This is a genomic window from Streptococcus equinus, assembly GCF_049393735.1.
GTDB classification, from domain to species: Bacteria; Bacillota; Bacilli; order Lactobacillales; family Streptococcaceae; genus Streptococcus; species Streptococcus equinus_G.
This window is the reverse complement of record NZ_CP185946.1, coordinates 202437-228197: the sequence shown is the minus strand read 5'-3', so window position 1 is coordinate 228197 and position 25761 is coordinate 202437. Positions and strand designations below refer to the sequence as shown.

At 38.0% G+C, this 25761-nt stretch carries 25 protein-coding genes; 6 read left to right on the top strand and 19 right to left on the bottom strand.

Translation table 11 applies throughout. The features are described from left to right. Both lacB and lacA read right to left on the bottom strand, forming a co-directional pair. On the bottom strand, positions 1-516 hold the full coding sequence (gene lacB / locus ACNTMY_RS01290) for a galactose-6-phosphate isomerase subunit LacB (RefSeq protein ID WP_423216377.1): 516 nt from the start codon (positions 514-516) through the stop codon (positions 1-3). 16 nt (positions 517-532) lie between these two features. Continuing rightward, positions 533-958, bottom strand: coding sequence for a galactose-6-phosphate isomerase subunit LacA (lacA, locus tag ACNTMY_RS01285; RefSeq protein ID WP_423216376.1), 426 nt, complete (start codon positions 956-958; stop codon positions 533-535). A 299-nt stretch (positions 959-1257) separates the two neighbouring features. Between lacA and ACNTMY_RS01280 the strand changes: the two genes are divergently transcribed. Next, entirely contained in the window at positions 1258-2028 is a 771-nt protein-coding gene (locus tag ACNTMY_RS01280; RefSeq protein ID WP_423216375.1) for a DeoR/GlpR family DNA-binding transcription regulator, read from the top strand. Positions 2029-2141: 113 nt separating this feature from the next. On the opposite strand, the gene ACNTMY_RS01275 is transcribed toward ACNTMY_RS01280, so the two are convergent. From ACNTMY_RS01275 to ACNTMY_RS01215, 13 genes are all read right to left on the bottom strand, one after another. Further along, a complete protein-coding gene (locus ACNTMY_RS01275; RefSeq protein ID WP_423216374.1) occupies positions 2142-3275 on the bottom strand; it encodes an ABC transporter ATP-binding protein in 1134 nt (377 codons plus the stop codon). Between the two features lie 98 nt (positions 3276-3373). After that, positions 3374-4222 carry a helix-turn-helix domain-containing protein gene (locus ACNTMY_RS01270; protein ID WP_423216373.1) on the bottom strand — a complete coding sequence of 283 codons (849 nt, stop codon included), beginning with the start codon at positions 4220-4222 and terminating at the stop codon, positions 3374-3376. Between the two features lie 29 nt (positions 4223-4251). Continuing rightward, positions 4252-4695 carry a D-aminoacyl-tRNA deacylase gene (gene dtd, locus ACNTMY_RS01265; protein ID WP_423216372.1) on the bottom strand — a complete coding sequence of 148 codons (444 nt, stop codon included), beginning with the start codon at positions 4693-4695 and terminating at the stop codon, positions 4252-4254. A 130-nt stretch (positions 4696-4825) separates the two neighbouring features. Continuing rightward, positions 4826-7048: a RelA/SpoT family protein gene (locus ACNTMY_RS01260; RefSeq protein ID WP_021141555.1), complete on the bottom strand. Its 2223-nt coding sequence runs from the start codon at positions 7046-7048 to the stop codon at positions 4826-4828. Positions 7049-7169: 121 nt separating this feature from the next. Beyond that, positions 7170-8126, bottom strand: coding sequence for an acetylxylan esterase (locus tag ACNTMY_RS01255; protein WP_423216371.1), 957 nt, complete (start codon positions 8124-8126; stop codon positions 7170-7172). A 13-nt stretch (positions 8127-8139) separates the two neighbouring features. Continuing rightward, the gene (locus ACNTMY_RS01250) at positions 8140-8781 is read right to left on the bottom strand and encodes an SGNH/GDSL hydrolase family protein (protein ID WP_423216370.1); all 642 of its coding nucleotides are present in this window, start codon (positions 8779-8781) and stop codon (positions 8140-8142) included. Between the two features lie 9 nt (positions 8782-8790). Continuing rightward, a complete protein-coding gene (locus ACNTMY_RS01245; protein WP_423216369.1) occupies positions 8791-9654 on the bottom strand; it encodes an ROK family protein in 864 nt (287 codons plus the stop codon). Positions 9655-9687: 33 nt separating this feature from the next. After that, positions 9688-10401, bottom strand: a complete 714-nt coding sequence (locus tag ACNTMY_RS01240) for a GntR family transcriptional regulator (RefSeq protein WP_024344563.1) — start codon at positions 10399-10401, stop codon at positions 9688-9690. A gap of 74 nt (positions 10402-10475) precedes the next feature. After that, a complete protein-coding gene (locus ACNTMY_RS01235; RefSeq protein WP_423216368.1) occupies positions 10476-12707 on the bottom strand; it encodes an alpha-galactosidase in 2232 nt (743 codons plus the stop codon). Further along, positions 12704-13288 (bottom strand): hypothetical protein, encoded by a 585-nt coding sequence (locus tag ACNTMY_RS01230; protein WP_074629954.1) that lies wholly within the window; start codon positions 13286-13288, stop codon positions 12704-12706. Before ACNTMY_RS01230 ends, ACNTMY_RS01235 begins: the two co-directional genes overlap by 4 nt. Before the next feature lie 21 nt (positions 13289-13309). Continuing rightward, entirely contained in the window at positions 13310-14137 is an 828-nt protein-coding gene (locus ACNTMY_RS01225; RefSeq protein ID WP_423216848.1) for a carbohydrate ABC transporter permease, read from the bottom strand. Further along, entirely contained in the window at positions 14137-15021 is an 885-nt protein-coding gene (locus ACNTMY_RS01220; RefSeq protein WP_045798270.1) for a carbohydrate ABC transporter permease, read from the bottom strand. The genes ACNTMY_RS01225 and ACNTMY_RS01220 overlap by 1 nt, the downstream gene beginning before the upstream one ends. 111 nt (positions 15022-15132) lie before the next feature. Further along, positions 15133-16428: an ABC transporter substrate-binding protein gene (locus ACNTMY_RS01215; RefSeq protein WP_423216367.1), complete on the bottom strand. Its 1296-nt coding sequence runs from the start codon at positions 16426-16428 to the stop codon at positions 15133-15135. Positions 16429-16860: 432 nt separating this feature from the next. On the opposite strand from ACNTMY_RS01215, the gene ACNTMY_RS01210 reads away from it, so the two are divergent. The 4 genes from ACNTMY_RS01210 (at position 16861) to panD (ending at position 20575) form a co-directional block, all read left to right on the top strand. Beyond that, on the top strand, positions 16861-18312 hold the full coding sequence (locus ACNTMY_RS01210; protein WP_423216366.1) for an RICIN domain-containing protein: 1452 nt from the start codon (positions 16861-16863) through the stop codon (positions 18310-18312). A 159-nt stretch (positions 18313-18471) separates the two neighbouring features. Beyond that, positions 18472-19299, top strand: coding sequence for a 3-methyl-2-oxobutanoate hydroxymethyltransferase (gene panB / locus ACNTMY_RS01205; RefSeq protein ID WP_021141549.1), 828 nt, complete (start codon positions 18472-18474; stop codon positions 19297-19299). A 20-nt stretch (positions 19300-19319) separates the two neighbouring features. Further along, complete coding sequence (panC, locus tag ACNTMY_RS01200) at positions 19320-20162, top strand: pantoate--beta-alanine ligase (RefSeq protein WP_423216365.1); 843 nt, start codon at positions 19320-19322, stop codon at positions 20160-20162. Positions 20163-20185: 23 nt separating this feature from the next. Further along, positions 20186-20575 (top strand): aspartate 1-decarboxylase, encoded by a 390-nt coding sequence (panD, locus tag ACNTMY_RS01195; RefSeq protein WP_423216847.1) that lies wholly within the window; start codon positions 20186-20188, stop codon positions 20573-20575. Positions 20576-20627: 52 nt separating this feature from the next. Here the strand turns inward: panD and manA are convergent, their stop codons facing one another. From manA to celB, 3 genes are all read right to left on the bottom strand, one after another. Then, positions 20628-21578, bottom strand: a complete 951-nt coding sequence (gene manA, locus ACNTMY_RS01190; protein WP_423216364.1) for a mannose-6-phosphate isomerase, class I — start codon at positions 21576-21578, stop codon at positions 20628-20630. A gap of 73 nt (positions 21579-21651) precedes the next feature. Further along, positions 21652-22377: a GntR family transcriptional regulator gene (locus ACNTMY_RS01185; protein ID WP_021141545.1), complete on the bottom strand. Its 726-nt coding sequence runs from the start codon at positions 22375-22377 to the stop codon at positions 21652-21654. 52 nt (positions 22378-22429) lie between these two features. Next, positions 22430-23698, bottom strand: a complete 1269-nt coding sequence (gene celB, locus ACNTMY_RS01180) for a PTS cellobiose transporter subunit IIC (protein WP_423216363.1) — start codon at positions 23696-23698, stop codon at positions 22430-22432. Positions 23699-23857: 159 nt separating this feature from the next. Here celB and ACNTMY_RS01175 point away from each other — a divergent pair, with 159 nt between their 5' ends. After that, positions 23858-25258, top strand: coding sequence for a glycoside hydrolase family 1 protein (locus tag ACNTMY_RS01175; protein ID WP_423216362.1), 1401 nt, complete (start codon positions 23858-23860; stop codon positions 25256-25258). A gap of 171 nt (positions 25259-25429) precedes the next feature. On the opposite strand, the gene ACNTMY_RS01170 is transcribed toward ACNTMY_RS01175, so the two are convergent. After that, on the bottom strand, positions 25430-25747 hold the full coding sequence (locus ACNTMY_RS01170) for a PTS cellobiose transporter subunit IIA (RefSeq protein WP_024344555.1): 318 nt from the start codon (positions 25745-25747) through the stop codon (positions 25430-25432). Positions 25748-25761: the final 14 nt, after the last annotated feature.

The window sequence follows — 25761 nt, the reverse complement described above, 5'->3', positions numbered from 1 at the left end:
CTAATCGTGATATTCACCGCGGTCCCATTTTTCAAGAAATTCATCAAAGAAATCTGGTGATGTTTGGTCTTTATTAACTGTTTCAACATGTGCAATTTTTTCAATCAAAGCTTTATTTTCTGCTGTTGGTTTGTACTGTGCTTTGATAAAAGCTTCAACAATGTCACACATGAGCAACTCACCTGTGATTTTTCCACCAAAACCGATGACATTAGCATTTAATTCTTCTTTAGCGTAAATCGCTGTTGTCATGTCACGAACTAAAGCAGAACGAATGCCAGGAACTTTGTTAACAGAGTTGTTAATACCAACACCTGTACCGCAAATACAAACACCCAAATCAGCTTGTCCACTTGTTACCGTTTCACCAACTTTTTTACCAAAAATTGGGTAATGCGTACGCGTGTGGTCATAAGTCCCACAATCAATTACTTCGTAACCTTTTGATTTCAAAAAATCTGACACTGCCATTTTTTCTGTTGTTACGATATGGTCACATCCAATTGCAATTTTCATTTTATCTCCCTCGCTCCTAGCACATTTTATTTAGCATATCTACACGGATTTGGTGACGACCACCATCATAGTGACCTTCCAAAAATCCTTTAACAATATTTTTCGCCAAAGTAACTCCGACAATTTCAGAACCCATGGTAATCATGCGAGCATTATTGTGAGCACGTGTCATATAAGCAGAGCGTTCATCTGAAACTTCCGCACAAATCATACCTTTGATTTTAGTTGCTGTCATAAAGCTACCTGCACCATAGGCATCAATCATAATACCTAGATTTTCTTCTGATTCATTGACACCAGCCGCAACAGCAAGCGTGTTATCAACAAAATCTTTATTAACTTCTGTGACGTCTTTGACATCATAATCATTTTCAAGCAAGTAATCTTTGATAATATTTTTCAAAGTTTCACCTGCAGCATCTGAACCAAGAATAACTGTCATTTTAGCACCTCAAAATTTTTCTTTTATCTAGATAATTTTTTAAAAACGTTTTTTTATGTTTATATAATAATTCTAAAACAAACATTTGTCAACATATTTGTTTAATATTTTTTAAAAATGTTTGTTGGTTTTTGTTTATTGTATTGAAAACAACGTCATGAAAATCCTTTATTTTCAGTACCTTTCACCTTTATTACAAAGATGTTTCAATTTGTTTCTTTTTTTTCTTATTTGTTGAGTTGGAGATTCAATTATGATATGATAATAACAAGGAGAAATAAAAAAGAAAGGAGTTTAGTATGTTAAAAAAAGAACGCCTCCAGTGGATTCTTGAGAAAATCAACGTAAAAGGTGTTATTACCGTTAACGACATCATTAAAGAACTAGGTGTTTCAGATATGACTGTTCGTCGTGACCTTGACGAACTCGATAAAGAAGGTTTGTTGATTCGTATTCATGGTGGCGCCCAAAGTATCGATACACCAAAAGTAAAACCTAAATACGAAAAATCAAACAGCGAAAAACAAGAACTACAAATTGAAGAAAAAAGCGCTATTGCAAAATTTGCAAGTCAACTTATCCAAGACGGCGAAACAATTTTCATAGGTCCTGGAACAACACTTGAACATTTTGCACATGAGCTTGTCGCTAAAAACATCCGTGTCGTAACAAACAGCTTGCCAGTATTCACCATTTTAAATCAAAACAAGAGCACTGATTTAATCTTAACTGGTGGAGAATATCGCGATATTACGGGTGCTTTTGTTGGTTCTTTAACGTCAACTTACTTAAAAGAACTTAAGTTCTCAAAAGCTTTTGTCAGCGCTAACGGTGTCTTTGGCGATTCTGTCGCTACTTATAGCGAAAGCGAAGGAGAAATTCAACGTATTGCCCTAGACAATGCCTTTGAAAAATTCCTACTTGTTGACCACGAAAAATTCGATAAATACGATTTTTATGACTTCTACAATGTCAGCAAAATCGATCACCTTGTTACTGATTCAGGAATTTCTGAAGCTGCCAAAGAAAAATTCGGTCAATTGACAGACATTATGACTGCCGAAGATTAATAAAAAAGAAAAGCTACTCTGTTTTGAGTAGCTCTTTTTTTAACAAAAAACCTCCTAGGCAAACTAACTTAGGAGGTAAGGTTGTATTCTAGAAAAGTTTTTGAGAGATCAGATTAACGAATAGCTCTTTCTGTTTCTGGGTCAAAGAAGTGACCTTTAGCAACATTCAAAGTCAATTCAACTTTTTCACCTGGTTGGTAAGTGTCACGTGCATCTGTACGTGATACAAGTTCAACGTCGCCAGATTTAACATAAAGCATTGTTTCTGCACCGAGCAATTCTGATACAGTCACTTCTGCTTCTACAGTTGCTCCTGGGTAAGTTTCACGAACAAGTGGGTTATTTGAGATATCTTCTGGACGGATACCGAAGATAACTTTTTTACCTTTGTAACCTTTGAGTTCAAGAAGTTTACGTTGACCTTCTGGCAAAGTAATCTTAAAGCCATTGTCGCAAACCAAGCTATCACCTTGAACAGTTGCTTCAAAGAAGTTCATAGCTGGGCTACCAATGAATCCAGCAACGAATTTGTTAGCAGGACGGTTATAAAGTTCTTGTGGTGTACCGATTTGTTCTACACGACCGATTGTTCCTGAACCGTCTGGATTTTTAGTAGAACTCATGATAACGATACGGTCAGCAAGTGTCATAGCTTCTGTTTGGTCGTGAGTTACGTAGATTGTAGTTGAACCGATACGGCGGTGAATTTTAGCAATTTCAGCACGCATTGATACACGAAGTTTAGCATCCAAGTTTGACAAAGGTTCGTCCATCAAGAATACTTTCGCATCACGGACAATAGCACGTCCCATGGCAACACGTTGACGTTGACCACCTGAAAGGTCAGCTGGTTTACGTTGAAGGAATTCTGTCAAACCAAGGATTTGAGCAGCTTCACGAACACGTTTGTCAATGTCTTCTTTTTTGTATTTTCTAAGTTTCAAACCAAATGCCATGTTATCATACACAGTCATGTGTGGGTAAAGGGCATAGTTTTGGAAAACCATGGCGATATCACGGTCTTTTGGTGCTTTGTCATTGACGACTTCGCCGTCAATTTTAAGTTCACCTTCTGTGATATCTTCAAGACCAGCAACCATACGAAGAGTTGTTGATTTACCACAACCTGAAGGTCCTACAAAAACGATGAATTCTTTATCTTTGATGTCAAGATTGAAATCTTCGACAGCATAGTGACTTGCATTTGGATATTTTTTGTAAATGTGATCTAGATTAAGTTCTACCATTTTTCTACTCCTTTGATTTATGGCTTCATTATAGCAAAGATAACGCTTACAAACCATAGACAGAAGAAACAAGATTTTTTGTGCAATGTGCACAAAAGTTAATTTTCCATAATCAAAAGGTAAACAAAAGCTAAATCATTTAGATTTTTCAAATTTAAACCAGAAGCCAACCGGAATTTCTCAAGCTTATAATGCAAAGAATTGCGGTGAATGTAAAGACTTTGTGCTGTTTTTGCTAAATTGCCCTGCTCTTGCCACATGGTTGTGATAATCATACGAGTATCCTTGCTATCATCAATAGCCTGCAATATTTTATGCTTGATTGCTGGCAAATCAAGCTGATGAGCATATGCTAAAAGTAACATCTCTGAGAAAGTCACTGTCCGTTCATTTCCAAGATAATGCCCTGCATTCGCAAATAAACGTCTTTCTTCTTGATAATACAGAGGCAATTCATCAACTTGAAGTTTGTTCCAAATATTGCCAAAAAAGACTGTCAGCTTAAGACCAAAATCGCTCTCAAGAGTTGGCAGAACATCTTTAACAAGATCTTGTGCTTCAAGCATTTCTTCTTGATTAAGGATTAGCAAAGTTCGATTTTTTGAAATGACAACATGCGCAAGCATATTTGGCAAAAGTGTCTCAAAAAAGTCAAACAACTCTTCTGGTAATGGCTCTTTATGGTCAATGTAAATGATTTGAAGGCACTTATAGCCTTGCGATGCTCTTGTGTCATTTTGAACTAAATAACGGTACCAAGGATTATCAGTAATGCCAGCATCTAACACGCCATCATTTTTTAAGGTTAACAAAGCTTTTTCGCGCTCGCTAAGACTGGCTAAAGGCAAATAAAATGTCTGACCATTTTCTTCAACAGCTACCCAATCATCTGCGTGTTCTACCTTTTCAGCTCCGACCGCTTCTGGAAATAAACTTTCTAATGACATGTCCAAACTCCATTCCTTTTTAGCTAATGTTAACGCGATTTAGTATCCAAAATAATCGTCACAGGACCATCATTAAGTAAGCTCACCTGCATATCTGCACCAAAAACGCCTGTTTCAACTGGGACAAATTTAGCCAAGGCATCGTTGAAATCATTGTAGAATTTCTCAGCTTTGTCAGGTTTTGCTGCTCCGGTAAAGGCTGGACGATTTCCTTTCTTAGTATCGGCAAATAAAGTAAATTGTGACACAGACAAAATACTTCCCTCGATGTCTTGAACCGACAAATTCATCTTGCCCATATCATCTGAGAAAATACGCATATTTGTGATTTTACGCACAGCATAATCAAGGTCTTCTTGCTCATCATCTGGTCCAACCCCAACTAGCAACAGCAATCCCTGATTAATATCTCCAACAATCTCATCATCAATCGTAACTTGCGCTTCTTTCACGCGCTGAATAACAACTTTCATATCTTATTCCTTTCAGAAAATAAATTCGCTTTCATTATTGTCATTTTAACATTTTCAAGAAAAGAAAAAAAGCACTGACCTTATACTCTTTCAAACAAAAAAATGAGCTGATAATGCAGCTCATTTTATCTTATCCATTTGTACGTTTAACAGAATAAACGTCTGGGATGATTTTAATTTTATCTACAACAGCGGTCAACTCTGTTAGGTTTGAAATGGCAAAGCTAACGTGAATGTTAGCAAATTTCATGTCCTTACTTGGTTGAGCATTAACTGTTGAAATATTTTTCGTAACATTTGAAAGGACTTGGAGAACATCATTAAGAAGTCCTGAACGGTTAAGACCATAAATATCAATTTCAGCCATATAATCGTTATTAGCACTTGTGTTGTCATCCCACTCCACTTCAATTAGACGTTGTTCATAACCTTCTTGACTCTTGATATTGTGACAGTCAGCACGGTGAATAGCCACGCCACGTCCTTTGGTGATGTAACCTTCAATTGGGTCACCTGGAACTGGGTTACAACATTTTGCAATACGCATCAAAAGACCTGAAGCGCCTTGGATAATCACGCCGTTTTCGCTGCGAACTTTCAAGACATCTTTATTTTCAGTCTTGACCTCGCCGCCATTCATAAGCTCTTCAGCTTCTGCTTTGGCTTTTGCACGTTCTTCTTCGCGACGTTCCTTTTCAGTCAATCGATTAAAGACTGAAGCAGCGCTGATTTCACCAAATCCAACAGCTGCATATAAAGCCTCTTCACTACGAACACTGAAGCGTGTGAGAATCTCTTCGATGTGCTTTTTATCAAGATATTTATTGGCAACATAGCCTTGGTCTTGGAAATAATCCACCAAAAGTTCACGACCTTTGTTAACAGACAATTCCTTATCTTGATTTTTCAAAAATTGACGGATACGATTTCTAGCTTTGTTGGTCTTAACAATCTTAATCCAGTCACGGCTTGGACCAAATGAATTTGGATTGGTTACAATCTCAACCACATCACCTGTTTTTAGTTTTGCAGTTAGTGGAACCATGCGTCCGTTGACTTTGGCACCAACCGCTTTTTCACCGACTTGAGTATGGATGGCATAGGCGAAATCAATTGGTCCTGAATCTTTTGGCAATTCTTGCACAGCACCTGTCGGCGTAAAGACATAAATACGTTCTGAGAAAATATCTTGCTTGACTGAGTCAACAAAGTCAACAGCATCGCCATTTGAGGCATCTTGCAATTCAACAAGCTCTTTAATCCAGCTCATACCTACAGCTTGTTCTTGGTCATCAACCTTGCCTTTGATACCTTTTTTGTATGCCCAGTGAGCAGCAACCCCGTATTCAGCAACTTGGTGCATTTCTTTGGTACGAATTTGAATTTCAATCGGACCTTTTGGTCCATAAACTGTTGTATGGATAGATTGATATCCATTGGCTTTTGGCGCAGCGATATAATCTTTGAAACGTCCTGGCATTGGACGCCACAATTCATGAATGTAGCCGACCATGGCATAAACGTCGCTCGGTGTTTCCATGATGCAGCGAATAGCAATCAAATCATAGATTTGGTCAAAGCGTTTTTTCTTGTCACGCATTTTACGGTAAATTGAATAAAGGTGTTTTGGACGTCCGTAAACATCACCATAAAGCCCTTGTTCTTCCGTGTAATCTTTGATTTTCTTAACGATTTCATCAACCAAAGCTTCGCGTTCACGACGTTTTTCGTTCATCATGTGAGAAATCTTGTAGAACTCAATTTCATTTAGATAACGGAATGACAAGTCTTCCAATTCCCACTTGATACGACTAATCCCCAAACGATGTGCAAGAGGGGCATAGATTTCCATCGTTTCACGTGAAATACGCTCTTGTTTATCTTTACGCAAATGTTTTAGCGTACGCATATTGTGCAGACGGTCAGCCAATTTCACCAAAATAACACGAATGTCTTTTGACATTGCCATAAGCATTTTACGGTGATTTTCAGCTAATTGTTCTTCATGTGATTTGTATTCAACTTTACCAAGTTTTGTCACACCATCAACGATAATGCGGACATCTTTACCAAATTCAGCTTCAATCTCGTCTAAAGTAATGTCAGTATCTTCAACAACGTCATGCAAAAAACCGCAAGCCACAGTCACCACATCAAGGTGCAAATCTGCCAAAATACCTGCCACTTGAATAGGATGAATAATGTACGGCTCACCTGATTGGCGCACTTGAGAAATATGTGCTTTTGTCGCATAATCCAATGCTTTTTGGACAATCGCTACGTCCGATTCACTCATATATTGGGCCGTTAGGGCAACGACCTCTTCACCCGTCAAATTCACAATTTTTGCCATAAGGACCTCTTCTTTTCTCTCGCATACAGATTTATATTGTTACTATTTTAACACTAAAACGACTAAAATACCAATGCATTAGCCAAAAAGACCTGAACCAAAAACTGTTCAGGTCAACTTTTTAGTTTTCAACCAAAATCTGGTGCATTACATCAGTAAATTTTGGTAAATATTCGTGTCCGTATTCTGGATAGAAATAAAGTTTTTTAGAAGACTGGATACGATTATACACAGCAAATTGTGTTTTTGGATGACAAGTTCTATCTTCAAGTCCCATTGCCCAAACTACTTTTGCTGTAATGTGTTTTACTAAAAATTGAATATCAACATAATCAAGTGCCGCAAAAACAGCTGTTTCATTTTCATGAAGTGGGTCACGAAAACGGAAGTAATATGCTAGTTCTTCATATGCTGACTGCGTTACATCAAGACTATAGGCAGTACGATAATCACTCAAAAATGGATACTGCACAAAAACACGCTTAATCGATGGGTACAAACTTGCACAAACTAAAGCAAGGGCACCACCTTGTGAAACGCCGTATGACATCATGTTTGCCTCATCAACAAAAGGCAATTGGGCAACTATTCTAGTCAGCTGATAAACATCTTGAAAAACTGTTCGATAAAAAAGATTTTCAGGACCATCTTCAATGCCTCGAATAAGATGACCTTTCAGTGTTCCACCATTCGTCAGCAAATGATCTTCTGATTTACCGCCTTGACCTCTGATAGACAAAGCAACAACAACGTATCCTTCTGATACTAAAGATAGTTTATCAGACCAATCGCCAACATCGCTGTGGTATCCATGAAATTGAAAAACCACTGGATGTTTTGTATTTGATTTTTTAGGCAATAACAATTGCGCATAAATTTTTGAATGATGAACGCCTGTAAAAGAAAGATCATAGCATTCTGCAATTGTTGAAGCAAATTCAGCGGGAACTAACTCATAATCAAAGCCAATTAAATTCACCTCAGCTTTTGCCTTGTCCCAAAAAGCATCAAAGTCAGCTGGCTCTGCTTCGGCGCCTTGATAATCTCCCCACTCTTTTAAAGCATCGTCTATTTTCATAATCCACCTACTTTCAGTAAATAAAAGTCAGGCGTTTTAAAATTTCTTGAGCGATAACGGTTGCTCCAGTCAAGGTTGGATGAACACCGTCTTCGCCTGTCAATTTGCGTCTGCCATTAAGCAAAGCTTGCTCATTCATCAAGCCATCAAGCGGAACTAACTCAAGGCCAAATTCACGCGCCAAGTGGCGTACAATCTGAATCTTTGGATCGAGGTCTTTGCGCCAAGTCATACGGTCTTCTGGGTAATCTAGAACATAAGGTTCCATCAGCAAAATCCGCTCAATTCCGGCACTCTTCAAGCTTTGCAACAATTGTCGATAAACCATCTCAAAGCGCTCTTGCTCGCCACTGCTAGCAAAACCATCTTTACCAACCAAATGCCAAACATCATTAATCCCAACCATTAAAATCACAACATCTGGCTTCAAAGAAAGGCAGTCAGTATCAACACGGTCCAACAAATCTTGAACTTTATTGCCACCGATTCCTCGGTTGAAACATTGTAAATGAAAATCTCTGTAATGCTCCAACAAATCAGCTGCTACTAAGCTCACAAAGCCAGTTCCGAGACTTGCTGGGTCCGTTTTATCACGTCCCCATTCAGTGATGCTATCACCAAAAAAGACAATGCGGTCATTTTTTCTAATTTCCATAAGGCTGCCTCACTTTGTGTTTAAAAAGTTAGAAACAGCTCCAAATAGATTGGCATCATTTCTAAATTGGCAGACTTTTAATTGATAGTCTAATTCATGCGCATTTGTTGTTTCAATCAAAGCCTTGATGCGTTTATCAATCTCTGGCACCAAATCCTCACGCACTGAAACACCGCCGCCAATTCCAACCAAATCTGGGTTTAGACTGACTAAACAGTTAAAAATCCCAGTAGCTAGAGCATCATACATTCCAGACAATGCTGCTTTGGCATCTTCATTTCCAGCATCCGCTAAATCAAACAAATCTTTTCCTGAGAATTGACTTAATCCGTGTTCTTTGGCGTAATTCTTCGCTACCTGAACTGGACTTGCAAGGTTGCTAAGCGTTTTGTCAGCTGTAATCATCATGTAGCCAAACTCTCCGCCATAAAGGCTACTGCCCTTGTACAATTTGCCATCTTGACAAATAGCACCGCCAATTCCAGAGCCGATGATAAAGTAAATAGCATTTTTACTACCTTTACCAACGCCAAACTGAGTTTCAGCAAGACCAGCACAATTAGCATCATTTTCAATCGTTACTGGCAAATTAAATAGAGCTTCAAGCTCATCAATAATCTTGAAACGATGCAAGTATGGAATCGCACTGAAGCCTTTAATGACACCTTCTTTCGTGTCAACAGCTCCAGGGCTTGACATGGCTACTCCCTTAGTATCCTTATCAGATAAATCCTTAACTACTTGATGTAGATTTTCTTTCATTTCTTCCCAAGTTTTTGGGGTAGCAAAAGAACCTTTCTTTTCAATACTGCCATCTTGATAACGACCGTATTTTACAGATGTTCCACCAATATCAAACACGACTAAATTCATTTGTTTCTCCAATCTATGTAGCGAAATCTACTACTAATGATGTGTCAAAACAATCTCCAAAGAAAATTCATCGTAACGATGGGTACTGATTGAATATTCAAAGGCTACGCCATTTGTTAAATAGCCTGTTTGAACAGCGATGGCTACTGGGTCACCTTTTTCAAGTGCAAGATAGTCTGCTTCTTCATCTGTCGCACGACGTACAGAAATCGTACGGTGACCAGATTGAATTTTTAAGCCAAGACCATTTTCAATGTAGTCATAAATAGAATTTTCCACATGCTCAATCTTCAAACCAGTAATTAAATCAATCGGCATGTATGTTTCTTCGATAACTGTTGGTTTGTCATCGACTAAACGCACACGATGAATTTTGTAAACGAAGCTTGTTTCTTTAATTTTTAATTTTTCTGCAATTTCAGGTGTCGCTTTAACAACCGTAAAATCAATCACACGACTTTTGATTTTTTTGTCTGGATAAAAAGCTGTTGTCCCCATCATTTGGATATCCATCAACATTTTTTCCATTTTTTCAACTGATAGGTCCATAACAAACGTACCTGCCCCACGACGTTTGTAAATCAAACCTTCTGCTACTAAAATATCCAAGGCTTTTTTAACAGTCATTTTGCTGACGTCGTAAAACTGACAAAAATCTTTTTCAAACGGCAATTGTTCGTTAGGCTGATAAACACCTTCTAAAATCTTCTTACGTACATCATTTGCAATAAGATTATATTTTTCCATTTTTTCTCCTCTGTTCATAGGCTTACACATTTTCTTATTTATATTGTAAACTAGAACCCCAGAAGTTCCAAATGTTATTTGATAAATTCTTGCAAATGATAAATTTCTCCATAAAAGTCACCTGGCATTTCACGTGACCAATAATCATTTTCTCTACCAATGTAATTTTTCCCTAAAATAATTCCAATGGTTTCTAAATCTCGACCATATCTCATCTCATCTTTACCATTTCCGGTTAGATGATAAGTTTTTTCTGGATTTAATCCAACTAGTTTTAAGCGTTCATAAAAAGGATTGGGTTGTGCAAGGATTGTATAATAGCCAACTAAGGCTTCACTTTTTTCTTTATCCACAACCATCCAGCCAACATGGTTTTTATCCGTCAAATCTAAGCGATAGAAAATACCATTTTGAATCAATTCTTGATAGGCATGGTATTCTTTAATCTGCGCTTTAACAGTTTCTTTTTCCTCTGCTGTCAAAGACAAAGGGTTCAATTCGTAGCCAAATACACCAAACATGGCAACGTCTTTTCGCATATCAAGCGAAGTCACACGTGCTACTTGATGATTAGGAACTGCTGATACGTGGGCACTCATGGTCGACAAAGGATAGACCATCGATGTTCCCCACTGAATACTCAAACGTTCCACTGCATCTGTATCATCACTTGTCCAGATTTGTGGTGAGTAGTAAAGCATTCCAGGATCAAAACGTGCCCCGCCACCTGCACAAGACTCAATCAAAACATCAGGAAATGCTTGATTTAGTTTTTCATACAAACTATAGACACCTAAAATATAACGATGATTGACCTCACCTTGCTGCTCACTAGGCAAATGACTCGAAAAGCTTTCTGAAATATAGCGGTTCATGTCTAACTTAATGTAATCAATTGGCACCGTTGATAACAAGTGTGCCATTTGTTTGTAAATTTCTTCAACTACCTCAGAATTTCCAAAATCAAGGACAAATTGGTTACGACCATGCGAAATATTTTTTTCTGGATTGCCGATGACCCAATCTGGATGCTCTTTAAACAAATCAGTATCATCTGATATCATTTCTGGCTCAAACCAAAGTCCAAATAGCATTCCTTTTTCTTTGATAGCCTTAGCTAAATGATCAAGTCCGTCTGGTAATTTTTCCTTGTTTTCTGTCCAATTACCAAGTGAACCTGTATCGCTATTTCGCTTGCCAAACCAGCCATCATCAAGAACAAAAAGTTCCATACCTAATTTGCTAGCTTCTTCAGCTACTTTTAAAATCTTTTCTTGATCAAAATCGAAATACACCGCCTCCCAACTATTTAACAAAATAGGTCGTTTTTTATTTTTCCATGAACTTCGTATTAAATGCTCTTTATAAAAATCATGAAAAACTTGACTCATCCCATTAAAGCCCGATTGGCTGACAACCATGACAGCTTCAGGAGATTCAAACAGCTGCCCTGGTCGCAGTTTCCAATCAAACTGAAAAGGATTAATACCCATTTGTATGCGTAAGGTATTGTAATTATCGGATTCAATTTGGGCTAAAAAGCTTCCGCTATAAATCAAGCTAAAACCATAAACTTGTCCATTATTTTCGGTTGCTTCTGGTGAGCAAATAGCAAGAAACGGATTGTGGACATGACTACTATGACCTCGAGTACTTGATATATTTTGGATACCTTTTTGAATAGAGCTTCGTGAGACATGCGTTTCACGCGCCCAAGCACCATCTAAATGAACCCAGTCATAATTCTCATTAGGAAGGTCTAAACTGAGACTAGCAAAACGTTTAATTGAGACAGTTTGCGTGTCTTTATTAATGATTTTTTGCTGACGAGTAATAATAGGGTAATTCGCATAAATCGCATAATGTAACTCAAGTTCTAAATCAGCATAATCATCTTTCAAACAAACAATCAACGTTTCAATATCTTCTCTATTTCCAAAAGTCCCTGGAAGAGCACCCGTTACTGTTTTTCCTTTTTCAATACGATAGCCAACATAGCGAAAATGTGAAATCAAATCTCCCGTCGGATATTGAATTTCTAAAGCAGGATACCGAAAATCCGTCGTTCCAAATACGGGATATTCTTGCTTAATGTGCTCAAGCGACATTAAGCTTGAACCCATATAAAGATTATTTCCTGGACGGATTTCACGCTCAATCAAAAAGGTAAACGACTCGTAATCAGAAATAGCAGGACCACAATACAATTGCTCTAAAATCCCTGTTTTCTCCATTACTCTAAACACATACGATACTTTTCCATTGGTCAAATGAAAAGAAAGTTCTTCTTCATTAATGAGAATCATGACTTGACTCCTTTAAATTGTACTTTTTGAATACGTCCAACAAGATAAAAATAAATTCCTGGAAACAATAACCAACCCAACATTGTTTTGGTTAATGTTAACCACACAAAGATAAAAGCAAGAAGAAAAATAAAAATAACCTTTTGAAAATCTTTTTTTATTTCAAGAAGACTTTGATAAAATTGATTTTCTTTCCTTGACGACTGTGTTTTTACGTAGTAAATCACGATGACTAACCAAACCAACCAAGCAAGGCCACCAATATAAAACATGGCAAATGATAACTGGCTGATATTGACCAGACTAAGCAACCAACCAGTCAAACCCAAGCTAAAAAAGAAAGTCATCATAGCCGAAATCACTTTAGCATAAGCTACTTCTTCTACTTGCTTTATGAAATCTCTGAATCGTATATCCTGTGGATTATCAGATGCAAAATACTGCAAAATAACTTTGATAGCAAAGACCCAGCCATAGACAAGACCTCGACTTAACAAAGCCAGCCAGAAAAGCACTGAACCCTTCACAACGGTATACACTAAATTAACTACTTCTATTAAGTGTGAAGATTTTCTTGTCATAGCTGTTCCTTTCTAACTATTTTATTTCACTGAACCAGCAACACCATTGTAGATGTACTTTTGAAGTGATAAAAAGACAATTAAAATTGGCAAAATAACAATGACAACTCCTGCCAAAATAACAGGCCAATTGGTTCCGTAAGGTCCTTTAAAGGCAAAGAGCGCTGTTGAAATGACTTTTAAATTGCGATCAGGCATATAAAGAAACGGATTGTAAAAGTCATTGTAAACACCGACACCACTAATAATTAACATGGTAACAATTGGAGCTTTCAAATTTGGCAAAATGATACGCCAGAAAATGCCAAAATGATTAGCGCCATCCAAATAAGCTGACTCATCTAGCGAAATAGGAATTTCATCAAGATATTGCAAAAAGACATAGACAGAAATAACATCAGTTCCTAGATTGAGCAGAATAACTGACCAAATCTTGTTAAATAAACCAAGTGAATTAATAATTTGGAATGTCGCAACTTGGCTAGTAATTCCCGGAATAAGCATTGCTAGCATAAATAGCGTTAAAATTGTTTTTTTCAATTTAAAATCAAATCGACTAACCGCATAGGCAAACATTGAGGCAAGTGTTAACTTTCCAACCATGCTAACTACAAAAATGAACAACGTATTTTTGAAACCAAGCAGCATTTGCCCATTTACAAAAGCTGTTTTATAGTTTGAAAAATCGAGAGATTTTGGTAAATCAAGCACGCCTGAGCTTAAAAATTCTGTATTTGATTTAAAGGAACCAATAAAAACAACCAGAATCGGTAAAATCGCAACGGTTGCTCCAATTAATAAAATGAGGTACTGAAGAACTTTTCCAACTGTTATTTTTTTCGTTTTCATCATAACGTCTTCCTTTCACTAGTCACAACCTTTTGAATCAATGAAACTACAATAACAATAAACAAAAGGATAATTGCCATCGCTGATGCAAGACCAACTTTATTGTACTTAAAGGCTGTCTCAATAGTTTGGATCACAAATGTTGACGTTTCATTAGAGCCACCTGTCATGATATATGGAATATCAAAGACGCTTAGCGAACCACTCACACCTAAGATAATGTTAAGAAAGACAATGTTTCGAATACTTGGAAGAATAATGTATCTAAATTGATTCCAGCGATTAGCACCATCAATCTCAGCCGCTTCATAAACTTCTGGATTAATAGATTGAATAGCTCCTAGGAAAACTAAAAAGTTAAATCCTGTATAACGCCAAATTGAGGTAAAGGCAAGTGAGATATTATTAATCGAACGATCTCCTAACCAAAGCTTGATTTGATCTCCAAGACCAATTGCTTTCAAAACAGTATCAAGTGTTCCTCCACCTTTGTAGAAATAAAGAAAAATAAAACCAATCGCAACACCATTTAGAAGATATGGGAAGAACAAAATCCCTTTCCAAAAATTTGCAAATTTTACTTTGAATGATAAAATCGTCGCAAATAACAAGGCAATACCTAATTGGAAGAAAGTTGCAATGAAATAGTACAAACTCGTTTTAAAAACTGAAAAATAATTTGGATTTGTCAAAACCGTTTTATAATTTTCAAGTCCTACAAAATTTGGGTCCTTGCTATATCCGTTCCAGTCTGTCAAACTATACTGAACCATCTTTACTAAGGGATAATATGAAAAAACAAGTAAGAGAAGGATTGGAATAATGGTAAATGAGAAAACCAGAAGACGTTTTTCCCATTTTTTGCTCAATTTATTTTTTGTCATAATAACCTCCAACACAACAAAAATAAACTAACTTTTTCTGATTCACTAATGAGTATAAGTAAGGGAGAACGACTTTTCGACTCCCAAACTTTCTCATTACATTAAATACTCCTAGTTATCTGAAACTGCTTTAATGGCGTTAGCCCATTTTGTGTTAAAGTCTTTCATGATATCGTCAAATGACTCTTTTGAATTTCCAATAGCAGAATCAATGATACGTTGTTTTTCAGCATCTGTAGTACCAATACCTAATTCAGATTCATTATTAATGTCGCTAAAGAGAGATTCTTTACCTTCTGGTGCTGGATTTTCTTCAAGGACTTCCACACCTGCTTCTTGGCTATCTTGAAGAGCTTTTGGATATTTCGCACCTTTTACTGTCGGAATACCACCGTTATCAACAGCATAGTTAGAATCATTTACCATCCAATCGATGAATTTACGAGCTGCTTTTTTGTGTTTACTGTGAATGTTAATACCATAATTATAGTCACCACCAATTGGCATGTATTGTTTACCATCCGGTGCTGTAGCAGGGAAAGCTTCAAAGCTAATATTATCAGCGTTATCCTCATTTGCTTCTTGAATTTGTGGAACCGCCCAGCTGCCAAGTACCATAACACCAACTTTTCCATTTGCTAAGTCAACTTTTGATTGTTCCCAATCACTAGTCGTTGGATCAGACTCAACCAGACCTTCTTTAGCCGCTGTATAAAGCGTATTGTAAACAGTGTACATTGTGTCACCTTGCTCGAAAGGTGCTGTATCAAACGTCATTTTATTGGTGAAATCTGGATCACCTGCTACTCCTGAACGAGTGAAGTCCCAGTTAGATAATGTCCATCCTGCTGCATAGTTGGTATAAAGAGGTGTCACATCACTATCTTTTTCTTTTATTTTCTTCAACGCAGCAATAAAATCTTCTGGAGTTTTAGGGAAGTCTTTAATTCCCGCATCTTTGAAGACTTTTTTATTAACAACCATACCAGTCGCATTCATCTGACTTGGAATACCATATTGTGTTCCTTGATATGAACGATCGTTAAGACCTAAATATTTTTCAGATAGATCCTGTGTTTTTCCGAGAGGTTCAAAGAAATTAGCGTAGTCTTTTGGACTAATGTCACCAGGAATCATCAAAACATCACCATATTCTTTACTGTTCATGCGTGTTTTCATTTGACCAGCATAATCAGTAATTGTCTGAACTTCGACTTTGATATCAGGATACTTTTTATTGAATTCAGCAAGATACTCATCCCATTTACCATTAGTCTCCCAGTCAGTCTTGTGGTTAATGAAAGTAATTGTTTCCACTTTACTATCCTTAGCGTTCCCATTTGAACAACCAACTAATGTTACGGCTGCAAGTGCAGTCACTCCTACAGTAAGCCAACCTTTTTTCATAGGTTTTCCCTCCTAAATTTAGCTTCTTTTTGTTTGCGCTTACATTATAACACTTTGTTTTAGAAAAGTATATACATTTAAATAAAAATGCTTTATATTTTTTAGTATTTTTTCTTTTTCTACTATTAAAGCCACACTTTTTGAAATTTTAAAAAATTATTTTTTCTTAGCTAAAAAGTTCATTTTTTAGGTATTTTTAGGCTATTAATTCAAATAAAAAGGTCTTTTAAAAAATTGATAAAAAGCAGCACTTAATATATATACTTTTTAATTCAAATATGTTATACTCTTTTTGGATGCGCTTCCTGAAACTTTATTGATGTTTTTGTATACAATAACTAGCACACATTACAAAAAGGAGATTTACTCAACTAACACTATTAATGTCTAAATTGAACACTTAGTTTTAACATTTGGGAGAGGAGAAAACTAATGAATAAAAAACTCATCGGATCATTAACAGCGCTAGCTTTGCTTACTGGTGCTGTGTCAGCTCATGAGGTAAAAGCTGATGCTATTGTTTCAGGAAATACTTACAAAATCACGGCTAAACATAGCAAAAAAGTCCTTGATGTTGCTCGTGGGGCGACAAATGCCGGGGCTAATGTCCAGCAATGGGATGATACAAACGGGACCAATCAAAAATGGACAGTGGTCGATACAGGAGACGGCTATTACAAATTGGTATCTGCAAACAGCGGAAAGGTTCTCGATGTTGCTTCTGCAGCAACCTACGATGGTGCAAACGTTCAACAATGGGACGACACTAACGGAACTTGCCAAAAATGGAAAATTATTGATAACGGTGACGGCTCTTACAAGTTAGTCTCAGCAGTCAGCGGAAAAGTTCTAGATGTCGCTTACGGTGCGACAAATGCTGGCGCTAACGTCCAACAATGGTCAGACACCAATGGCACAAACCAAAAATGGGAATTCACAAAAGTAAGTGACGGTGAAAATACTAACACTACTGATACAACACCTACTACGACAACTGGTTTCCACACTAGCGGCACAACCCTTTACGATGCTAAGGGAAATCCATTTATCATGCGTGGTATCAACTACCCATATGCTTGGTATAAAGGGCAAGAAGATACTGCTATTCCTGCAATCGCACAAACTGGAGCTAACTGTATTCGTATCGTCATGGGCGACGGGCAACAATACAGCAAAACATCACTTGCTGAAATTCAAAAATTATTGCAGCTTTGTAAAGACAACCACTTGATTGCAATCGTTGAAGCACACGATGCTACGGGTTCTGATAGCATTCAGGATTTGGAAAATGCGGCAAATTATTGGATTGAAATGAAAAGCGCCCTCATCGGAAACGAAGCAAATGTCATTTTGAACATCGCTAACGAATGGGCTGGATCTTGGGATAGTTCTACTTGGGCAGCAGGTTATCAACAAGTTATCCCCAAACTTCGTAACGCTGGCATCAAAAACACTATCATGGTTGATTGTGCTGGCTGGGGACAATATCCAAAATCTATTGCTGATGCAGGTCAAAACATCCTTCAATCTGACTCACAAAAGAACATCATGTTCTCTATTCACATGTACGAATATGCTGGTGCCTACGGTGCTGTACAAAACAATATTGACTCATCATTAGCCGTTGGTGCTCCGCTTTGTATCGGTGAATTTGGTATCAAACACACTAATGGTCCTATCGATTACAAGACTATCATGAGCTACTCTCAAGCCAAAGGTGTCGGCTATCTAGGCTGGTCTTGGAAAGGAAATAGCAGCGACCTTGCTTACCTCGATATGGTTCAAGATTGGGCTGGCACACAACTAACCGAACAAGGTAATGCTATTCTCAACGACCAAAATGGTATCAAAAATACGTCAAAATCTTGTAGCATTTTTGACTAAGACCTAACATTTCTATACCAAATCATATTCAGACGAGGAAAGGTGCGGAGCTCACTTTTCCTTGTTTTTAAATTTAAAATTTTCTGAATATTTGGTATAATATTAGCCAGATGCGTTTTATTCTGAAAGTTTTTAGACTTTCAGAGAAAGGAGACTCTCATGAAAAATACCGTTTTGAGCTTTCAAAAAGCCAAAAAAGACGGTCAAAAACTAACGATGTTAACCGCTTATGATTATTCCACTGCAAAATTAATCGACAGCACCGGTGTCAACAGCATCCTTGTCGGTGATTCTCTTGGAAATGTCATGCTAGGCTACGATGATACGATTTCTGTAACTATGGAGGATATGATTCATCACGGCAAAGCCGTTTGTCGTGGGGCTAAAAATGCTCTTGTCATCGTCGATATGCCTTTCATGTCTTACCAAGTTTCTGTCGAAAAAGCTCTTGAAAATGCCGGACGCTTGATGAAAGAAACTCACTGCCAAGCTGTTAAATTAGAAGGTGGAAAGAGTGTTTGCCCACAAATTAAAGCCATGGTAGACGCAGGAATCCCTGTCTGTGCACATCTCGGTCTCACACCACAACACATCAATGCCTTTGGTGGTTTTAAGGTTCAAGGTAAAACCGAAGCTGCTGCCAAGCAACTGCTAGAAGACGCCAAAGCCGTTCAAGAAGCTGGTGCCTTTGCTTTGGTACTTGAAGCCATTCCAGCAAAACTCGCACAGCTTATCACCGAACAACTCGACATTCCTACTATCGGTATCGGTGCTGGCAATCAAACTGATGGACAAGTTCTTGTCTACGCAGATTTACTCGGATTGTTCTCTGACTTTACACCAAAATTTGTCAAACGCTACGCAAACCTTGGCACTCTCATTGGCGATGCTGTGAAAGCTTATATCGATGACGTTGCCAATCAAAAATTTCCAACAAGTGAAAATGAATATCACATCGATGACAGTATCATCGACAAACTTTATTAATGAGAAAGAGGTCACATCACATGAAAATCGTTCATACTGTTGAAGACGTTCGTAAAGCTGTCAAAGCTTGGAAAGCAGCTGGCAAAACCGTTGGACTCGTTCCTACCATGGGCTATCTCCACGAAGGGCACAAGAGTTTGATTGACAAAGCCGTTTCTGAAAATGACCATGTGGTTGTCAGCGTTTTTGTCAATCCAATTCAATTCGCTCCAACTGAAGACCTTGAAAGCTACCCGAGAGATTTAGAACAAGACGCTAAGCTCTGTGAAGCTGCAGGCGCAAGCCTTATCTTCAACCCAGACCCAAGCGAAATGTACTCACCAACTTTCTCAAGTTTCATCGATATGTCAACCTTGACCAAAGGACTTTGCGGAAAAACTCGCCCTATTCATTTCAGAGGTGTCTGCACAGTAGTTGGAAAACTCTTCAACATCGTTGAACCAAATAAAGCTTACTTCGGACAAAAAGATGCACAGCAACTCGCTGTTATCAAACACATGGTTGACGATTTGAATTTTAATCTTGAAATCATTGGTTGTCCGATTGTCCGCGAAGCTGATGGTCTCGCAAAAAGTTCACGTAACACTTACCTCTCTGCTGAGGAACGTAAAGCTGCACTTGTCCTCTCACAAAGTTTGAAACTAGCTGAAGAAATGGTTGCTAGTGGTGAAAAAGATACAAGTAAACTCAAACAAGCTATGACAACTTTCATCGAAAAAGAACCGCTAGCTAAAATCGACTACGTTGAATTTGTGGACTGGAAGACCTTAGAGCCAGTTGATGCTATTGACCGACCTGTCCTCAATGCTATCGCCGTCTACATCGGTAAAACACGCTTGATTGACAATCACATTTACGAGTAAAGGAGAAAATCGTGCATATTCAAATGCTAAAATCAAAAATCCACCGTGCTGTCGTCACAGGTGCCGAAGCCGATTACGTTGGAAGCATCACTGTCGACCCTGAACTCTTTGAAACTGCTGGCATGGTCGAATACGAAAAAGTTCAAATTGCAGACGTAGAAACAGGCAGTCGCCTTGAAACTTACATCATCGCTGGTGAACCAGGCAAGGGAGAAATTTGCCTTAATGGCGCTGCCGCAAAACTCGTCAACGTCGGCGACCACGTCATCATCATGTCTTACGCTGACTTCACACCAGACGAAGCTAAAACTCATAAACCACGCGTTGTCTTCGTTGACGAACATAATAAACTAGCCCGCTTCACGCGCTACGAAAAAGCTGGACGCCTTTACGACCTTGAAGTCGAAAAATAAAAAATCCGAGAGCAATTCTCGGATTTTTTATTTCACTCATGTTTACGAACATTTATTTTTCATTTGGATGGCTAGCGATAATTTCTAAATCGCCATCAAATTGCCATGATTTCACATCGTTTGGCAAGATAAAATGGTCACCTTTTTTAAGGTTATAAACACAGTTATCCACAGTCAAGCTACCTTGACCTGAAAGAACACTTACCAACAAATATGGTGCTGTTTGGGTAAAGTTGACTGCACCAGACACAACCCATTTGTAAACTGCAAAGAACTCATTTGACACCAAAAGGCTTGAACTCAAGTTATCCACATCTACAGTCACAGGTGTGCTGTTTGCAGGTTCACCAATTGTTAGAACATCAATTGATTGTTTGATGTGCAAGTCGCGAAGGTTGCCAGCCGCATCACGACGGTCAAAATCGTAAACACGGTAAGTTGTATCGCTTGATTGTTGTGTTTCCAAAATCAAGATACCTTTACCGATAGCATGCATTGTTCCACTTGGGACGTAGAAGAAATCACCAGCTTTGACTGGAACTTTTGTCAACAAATCGTCCCATTTGCCTGCTTCAATCATCTCAGCAAGTTCTTCTTTTGATTTGGCATTGTGACCATAAATGATTTCTGAATCTTCATCAGCAGCAATAACATACCAGCATTCTGTCTTACCGAGTTCACCTTCATGTTCAAGTGCATAAGCATCGTCTGGGTGAACTTGCACACTAAGCCAATCGTTAGCATCAAGAATTTTTGTCAATAATGGAAAGACTTCTGATTTTGGATTTCCGAAAAGTTCTTTGTGTTCACGATAAAGTTTATCTAAGCCTTCACCTTTATATGTACCATTATCCACAATTGAAACACCATTTGGGTGAGCTGAAATAGCCCAGTATTCACCAGTCGTTTCAGTCGGAATATCGTAACCAAATTCGTCACGAAGTTTTGTTCCACCCCAAATTTTATCATGCATTTGTGCTTTTAAAAATAATGGTTCTGCCATAAAAAATTTCCTTTCTTCAAGCAAATCTGCTTGTCTACCACGAAGAAACCCAAAGTTCTTTTGGGTTTCTCAGCTAAATATTCTTAACATCCAACAATGAATATCCGCGTACATCATAACGATTTCGTGTGCGTGAATACTCAATTGGTCTACCATTTTCCAAATAAACAACTTGCTCCACTTGCAAAATAGGATCATCATCCCGACAAGCTAAATGGTCTTTATCGTATTGATCAGGTTTTTCAGCAGTGATATGACGATAAGATCCAGCAAATTTAAGATGCAAAGTGTTCCAAAGATAATCATAAACCGATGCCAACAAAATGCTATCATCCAATCCAGGAACCAAATCACACGCCATATAAGTATGCTCCAGAGCATATGGCTTACCATCTAGCAAACGTAGACGAATAATTTTGTAAACTGGTGCTGATTGTTCGACCTGAAGACGTTCAGCAATCTCCACATCAGGAAATTCAACGGTAAATTCAATGATTTTGCTCGTTAATTTGCGAGAATCATCCTTCATGTCATGGCTTAAGCCATTGTAGTTGTTCAATCGAAATCTCGAATCCTCTTTATCCCAAAACGATGAGTTTAAAACCTTCGTTCCATTACCTTGTTTTGAAAGGACCAAACCTTCAATGGTTAACATCTCAATAGCTTTTTTGATAGTCATTCGACTTACCCCAAATTCTTTTGCCAAGTCAGATTGAATCGGCAGCATCGAATCAATTGGGTAAGTTCCGTCTGAAATCCTTGTTCGAATAATCCCTGCAATCTCTTCATATTTTGACATAGATCGCTCCTATTCCACTTGTATAGACTAATTTTTAAAACTTATAGTCTTATTATAGCGCAGAATCAGGTTGTTTGTCCAGCATATGCAAGAATGGTAGCCAGATAAATCCGACAATCAAGCAGTCAATAATTTGAAGAAGACCGCCAGCAAGTGAGTTTGTCGCAATCATACCACTAAAGAAGACTGGCACAGTCCAAGGAACAGATACTCCTGTTGGTGCAGGAACAAGGCCAATTGCCATTACGAAGTAGTTAAGAGCTGTAACGATGATTGGTGAAATCACCCAAGGAATAAGAATTGTAGCATTCAAAACGATTGGCAAACCAAAGATAACAGGTTCATTAACGTTAAAGATACCAGCACCAAGTGCCAAACGACCAACGTCACGGTATTGTTTTTTCTTCATGATAAATGCCATGATGATAACAACCACAAGAGTCATCCCTGTACCACCAAGACCAACAGTGAATGTTTCTATGAATGGTTTTGAAATAATGTGAGGAATGTGTTCACCTGCTTTGTAAGCATCCAAGTTATCATACATCAAAGTGTTCCAAATTGGGTCCATAACAGAGTTAACAAGAATTTGTCCGTGAAGACCAAAGAACCACAAGAATTGGATAAAGAAGATGGCAATCAGTGTTGCCCAAATACTACTACCAAGACCAACCAAAGGCATTTGGATAACATTATAAATCACATCGTGAAGGTTTGTATTGAAAGCACCTGTTACGATTGCATTAAGCGCTGTGAAAATTGATAATGTCAAAACTGCTGGAATCAAAGCAGCAAATGATTTTGCAACTGCAGGTGGCACACTGTCAGGCATTTTAATTTGCCAACCTTTTTTGCTGACACGACAGTAAATTTCAGTCGCAATAAATGACACAATCATTCCTAGGAACATTCCTTTTGCCCCTAAGCGATCTAGGCTAAGAACGTTAGATACTTCTTGACCTTTATCTGTCAAAGTGTAAAACGGTGTTAAAAGAAGGAAACTTGCAAATGCAATTGCTCCACCAAAAATACCATCTTCATCATATGATTTAGATAGGTAGTAACCAATCCCCCAGGTTACAAAGACGGTCATAATCGACATTGTCGCATTTTGTGCATTACCAAACAGAGTTGATAAAAGCGCTTTCGTACCATCGTTTAAAAAAGGAAGGTTAGAAATAACGACAACAATTGACCCAAACATGGTCAACGGGAAGGCAAGCATGAAGGCATCACGTAAAATCGACAAGTAGCGATTGGAAGCCAATTTGTTTGCCAAAGGCAAAAGTTTGTCACTGATAGCATCTAGAAACTTGTTCATAAACACTCCTCTTTCCATTAAGTTTGTTTTTACATTATCATTATAACTTATTTTTTGTAAAAGTCTAGTCTTTTTATATAAAAATATTGTCTTTTGCTTTAAAAAGTGTATAATTGTACTTGTAAAAACAAAAAAATATATATTTTTAAGGAGAATCTTATGGTAACTTACACATTTCCAGAAGACTTCTGGTGGGGAGCAGCGACATCTGGTCCTCAAAGTGAGGGGCGTTTCCATAAAAAACATGCTAACATGTTTGACTACTGGTACGAAATCGAACCCGAGGCTTTTTATAACCAAGTTGGTCCAGACACAGCATCAAACTTCTATAATAGTTACAAAGAAGATATTGCTTTGATGAAGAAAATCGGTCTCAACAGCGTTCGTACTTCTATTCAATGGACACGCCTGATTGATGACCTCGAAAAAAATACAGTTAATCAAGATGCAGTAGACTTCTATAATAATGTTATCGACTGTTTCATTGAAAATGGCATTCGTCCAATTATGAACCTTCACCATTTTGATTTACCTGTCGAACTTTATCACAAATATGGTGGTTGGGAATCGCGTCACGTGGTTGACCTTTATGTTGGTTTTGCTGAGCAAGCTTTCAAAGCTTTCGGTGACCGCGTCAAAGATTGGACAACTCACAATGAACCAATGGTTGTTGTCGACGGCGAATACCTTTACCAATTTCACTATCCAAAATTAGTTGATGGTAAAAAAGCTGTTCAAGTTGCCTACAACTTAAACATCGCTTCAGCAAAAGCTATTGCTAAATTCAGAGAACTTGGTTTAGACAAAGACGGTGGCCGCATTGGTACAGTTTTAAACTTAACACCAACTTATGCTGCTTCTGATTCTAAAGAAGACCAAGCTGCTGCACACTTTGCTGAACTTTGGAATAACAAAATGTTCCTTGAACCAGCAATCAATGGGCATTTCCCAGAAGAACTTGAAGAAGTTCTCAAAAAAGATGGCGTAATCTGGCAAACAGAACCTGAAGATGCTCAAATTTTTAAAGAAAATACCATTGATTTCTTAGGTGTTAACTTCTATCACCCAAATCGTGTGAAAGCACCAGACATCGCACCAAATTCTGTCGGTGCTTGGATGCCAAATCGTTACTATGACGAATACAACATGCCAGGTCGTCGCATGAACATCGACAAAGGTTGGGAAATCTACCCAGAAGCCATTTACGACATCGCCATTAACATTCGTGACAACTATAAAAATATCCCTTGGTTCGTCTCAGAAAATGGTATGGGTGTTTCTCGCGAAGAACGCTTCATGGATGAAAATGGAAAAATCCAAGATGATTACCGCATCGACTTCATCAAAGAACACTTGGCTTGCCTTCACCGTGGTATTCAAGAAGGTTCAAACTGCTTTGGCTATCACCTTTGGACACCAATCGATTGCTGGTCTTGGATGAATGCTTACCGTAACCGCTACGGTTTCATCTCAAATAATATCCACACTCAAATCAAAACTATTAAAAAATCTGGTGAATGGTTCAAACAAGTATCCATCGATAACGGATTTGAAGACTAATTCACTACCTTAATCCCAGTAGAATTCAACAATTCCTAGCTCTACTTACTCCTCAAAGAAGAGCTTTCCTCACAAATCCTTTTATTAATTTCACAAAAACACCTTATCAGATAACGATAAGGTGTTATTTAATGCAGTCCATTAAAAAACACCATCAAAGATGGTGTTTACTTAAGCGTTGATTTTTTTGTACATGTGCATCATTTCGATGGCAACTTCTTTAAGTGTCATTGTTGTCATCAAGTGATCTTGTGCGTGCACCATAATGATTTCAATTTTAATTTCGGTACCACTTGCATATTTCTGTAGCAAATCTGTCTGAGCATGATGAGCCTGTAAAAGTTCCTCATCAGCTGCAGCTAATTTTTCTTCAGCTTCTTGAAATGCTCCATTTTTCATAGCATCCAGAGCTTCGTGAACAGAGGTGCGGGCTGTGCCGCTGTGCAAAATAATTTCAAAGGCAGCAAGTTGTAATTCTTCTTCAGTCATATCTAGCAGCACCT

Coding starts and splice junctions, on each gene's coding strand:
- lacB (WP_423216377.1), bottom strand. CDS start 516: ATGAAAATTGCAATTGGATGTGACCATATCGTAACAACAGAAAAAATG.
- lacA (WP_423216376.1), bottom strand. CDS start 958: ATGACAGTTATTCTTGGTTCAGATGCTGCAGGTGAAACTTTGAAAAAT.
- ACNTMY_RS01280 (WP_423216375.1), top strand. CDS start 1,258: ATGTTAAAAAAAGAACGCCTCCAGTGGATTCTTGAGAAAATCAACGTA.
- ACNTMY_RS01275 (WP_423216374.1), bottom strand. CDS start 3,275: ATGGTAGAACTTAATCTAGATCACATTTACAAAAAATATCCAAATGCA.
- ACNTMY_RS01270 (WP_423216373.1), bottom strand. CDS start 4,222: ATGTCATTAGAAAGTTTATTTCCAGAAGCGGTCGGAGCTGAAAAGGTA.
- dtd (WP_423216372.1), bottom strand. CDS start 4,695: ATGAAAGTTGTTATTCAGCGCGTGAAAGAAGCGCAAGTTACGATTGAT.
- ACNTMY_RS01260 (WP_021141555.1), bottom strand. CDS start 7,048: ATGGCAAAAATTGTGAATTTGACGGGTGAAGAGGTCGTTGCCCTAACG.
- ACNTMY_RS01255 (WP_423216371.1), bottom strand. CDS start 8,126: ATGAAAATAGACGATGCTTTAAAAGAGTGGGGAGATTATCAAGGCGCC.
- ACNTMY_RS01250 (WP_423216370.1), bottom strand. CDS start 8,781: ATGGAAATTAGAAAAAATGACCGCATTGTCTTTTTTGGTGATAGCATC.
- ACNTMY_RS01245 (WP_423216369.1), bottom strand. CDS start 9,654: ATGAATTTAGTCGTGTTTGATATTGGTGGAACATCTGTAAAATACGGT.
- ACNTMY_RS01240 (WP_024344563.1), bottom strand. CDS start 10,401: ATGGAAAAATATAATCTTATTGCAAATGATGTACGTAAGAAGATTTTA.
- ACNTMY_RS01235 (WP_423216368.1), bottom strand. CDS start 12,707: ATGATTCTCATTAATGAAGAAGAACTTTCTTTTCATTTGACCAATGGA.
- ACNTMY_RS01230 (WP_074629954.1), bottom strand. CDS start 13,288: ATGACAAGAAAATCTTCACACTTAATAGAAGTAGTTAATTTAGTGTAT.
- ACNTMY_RS01225 (WP_423216848.1), bottom strand. CDS start 14,137: ATGAAAACGAAAAAAATAACAGTTGGAAAAGTTCTTCAGTACCTCATT.
- ACNTMY_RS01220 (WP_045798270.1), bottom strand. CDS start 15,021: ATGACAAAAAATAAATTGAGCAAAAAATGGGAAAAACGTCTTCTGGTT.
- ACNTMY_RS01215 (WP_423216367.1), bottom strand. CDS start 16,428: ATGAAAAAAGGTTGGCTTACTGTAGGAGTGACTGCACTTGCAGCCGTA.
- ACNTMY_RS01210 (WP_423216366.1), top strand. CDS start 16,861: ATGAATAAAAAACTCATCGGATCATTAACAGCGCTAGCTTTGCTTACT.
- panB (WP_021141549.1), top strand. CDS start 18,472: ATGAAAAATACCGTTTTGAGCTTTCAAAAAGCCAAAAAAGACGGTCAA.
- panC (WP_423216365.1), top strand. CDS start 19,320: ATGAAAATCGTTCATACTGTTGAAGACGTTCGTAAAGCTGTCAAAGCT.
- panD (WP_423216847.1), top strand. CDS start 20,186: ATGCTAAAATCAAAAATCCACCGTGCTGTCGTCACAGGTGCCGAAGCC.
- manA (WP_423216364.1), bottom strand. CDS start 21,578: ATGGCAGAACCATTATTTTTAAAAGCACAAATGCATGATAAAATTTGG.
- ACNTMY_RS01185 (WP_021141545.1), bottom strand. CDS start 22,377: ATGTCAAAATATGAAGAGATTGCAGGGATTATTCGAACAAGGATTTCA.
- celB (WP_423216363.1), bottom strand. CDS start 23,698: ATGAACAAGTTTCTAGATGCTATCAGTGACAAACTTTTGCCTTTGGCA.
- ACNTMY_RS01175 (WP_423216362.1), top strand. CDS start 23,858: ATGGTAACTTACACATTTCCAGAAGACTTCTGGTGGGGAGCAGCGACA.
- ACNTMY_RS01170 (WP_024344555.1), bottom strand. CDS start 25,747: ATGACTGAAGAAGAATTACAACTTGCTGCCTTTGAAATTATTTTGCAC.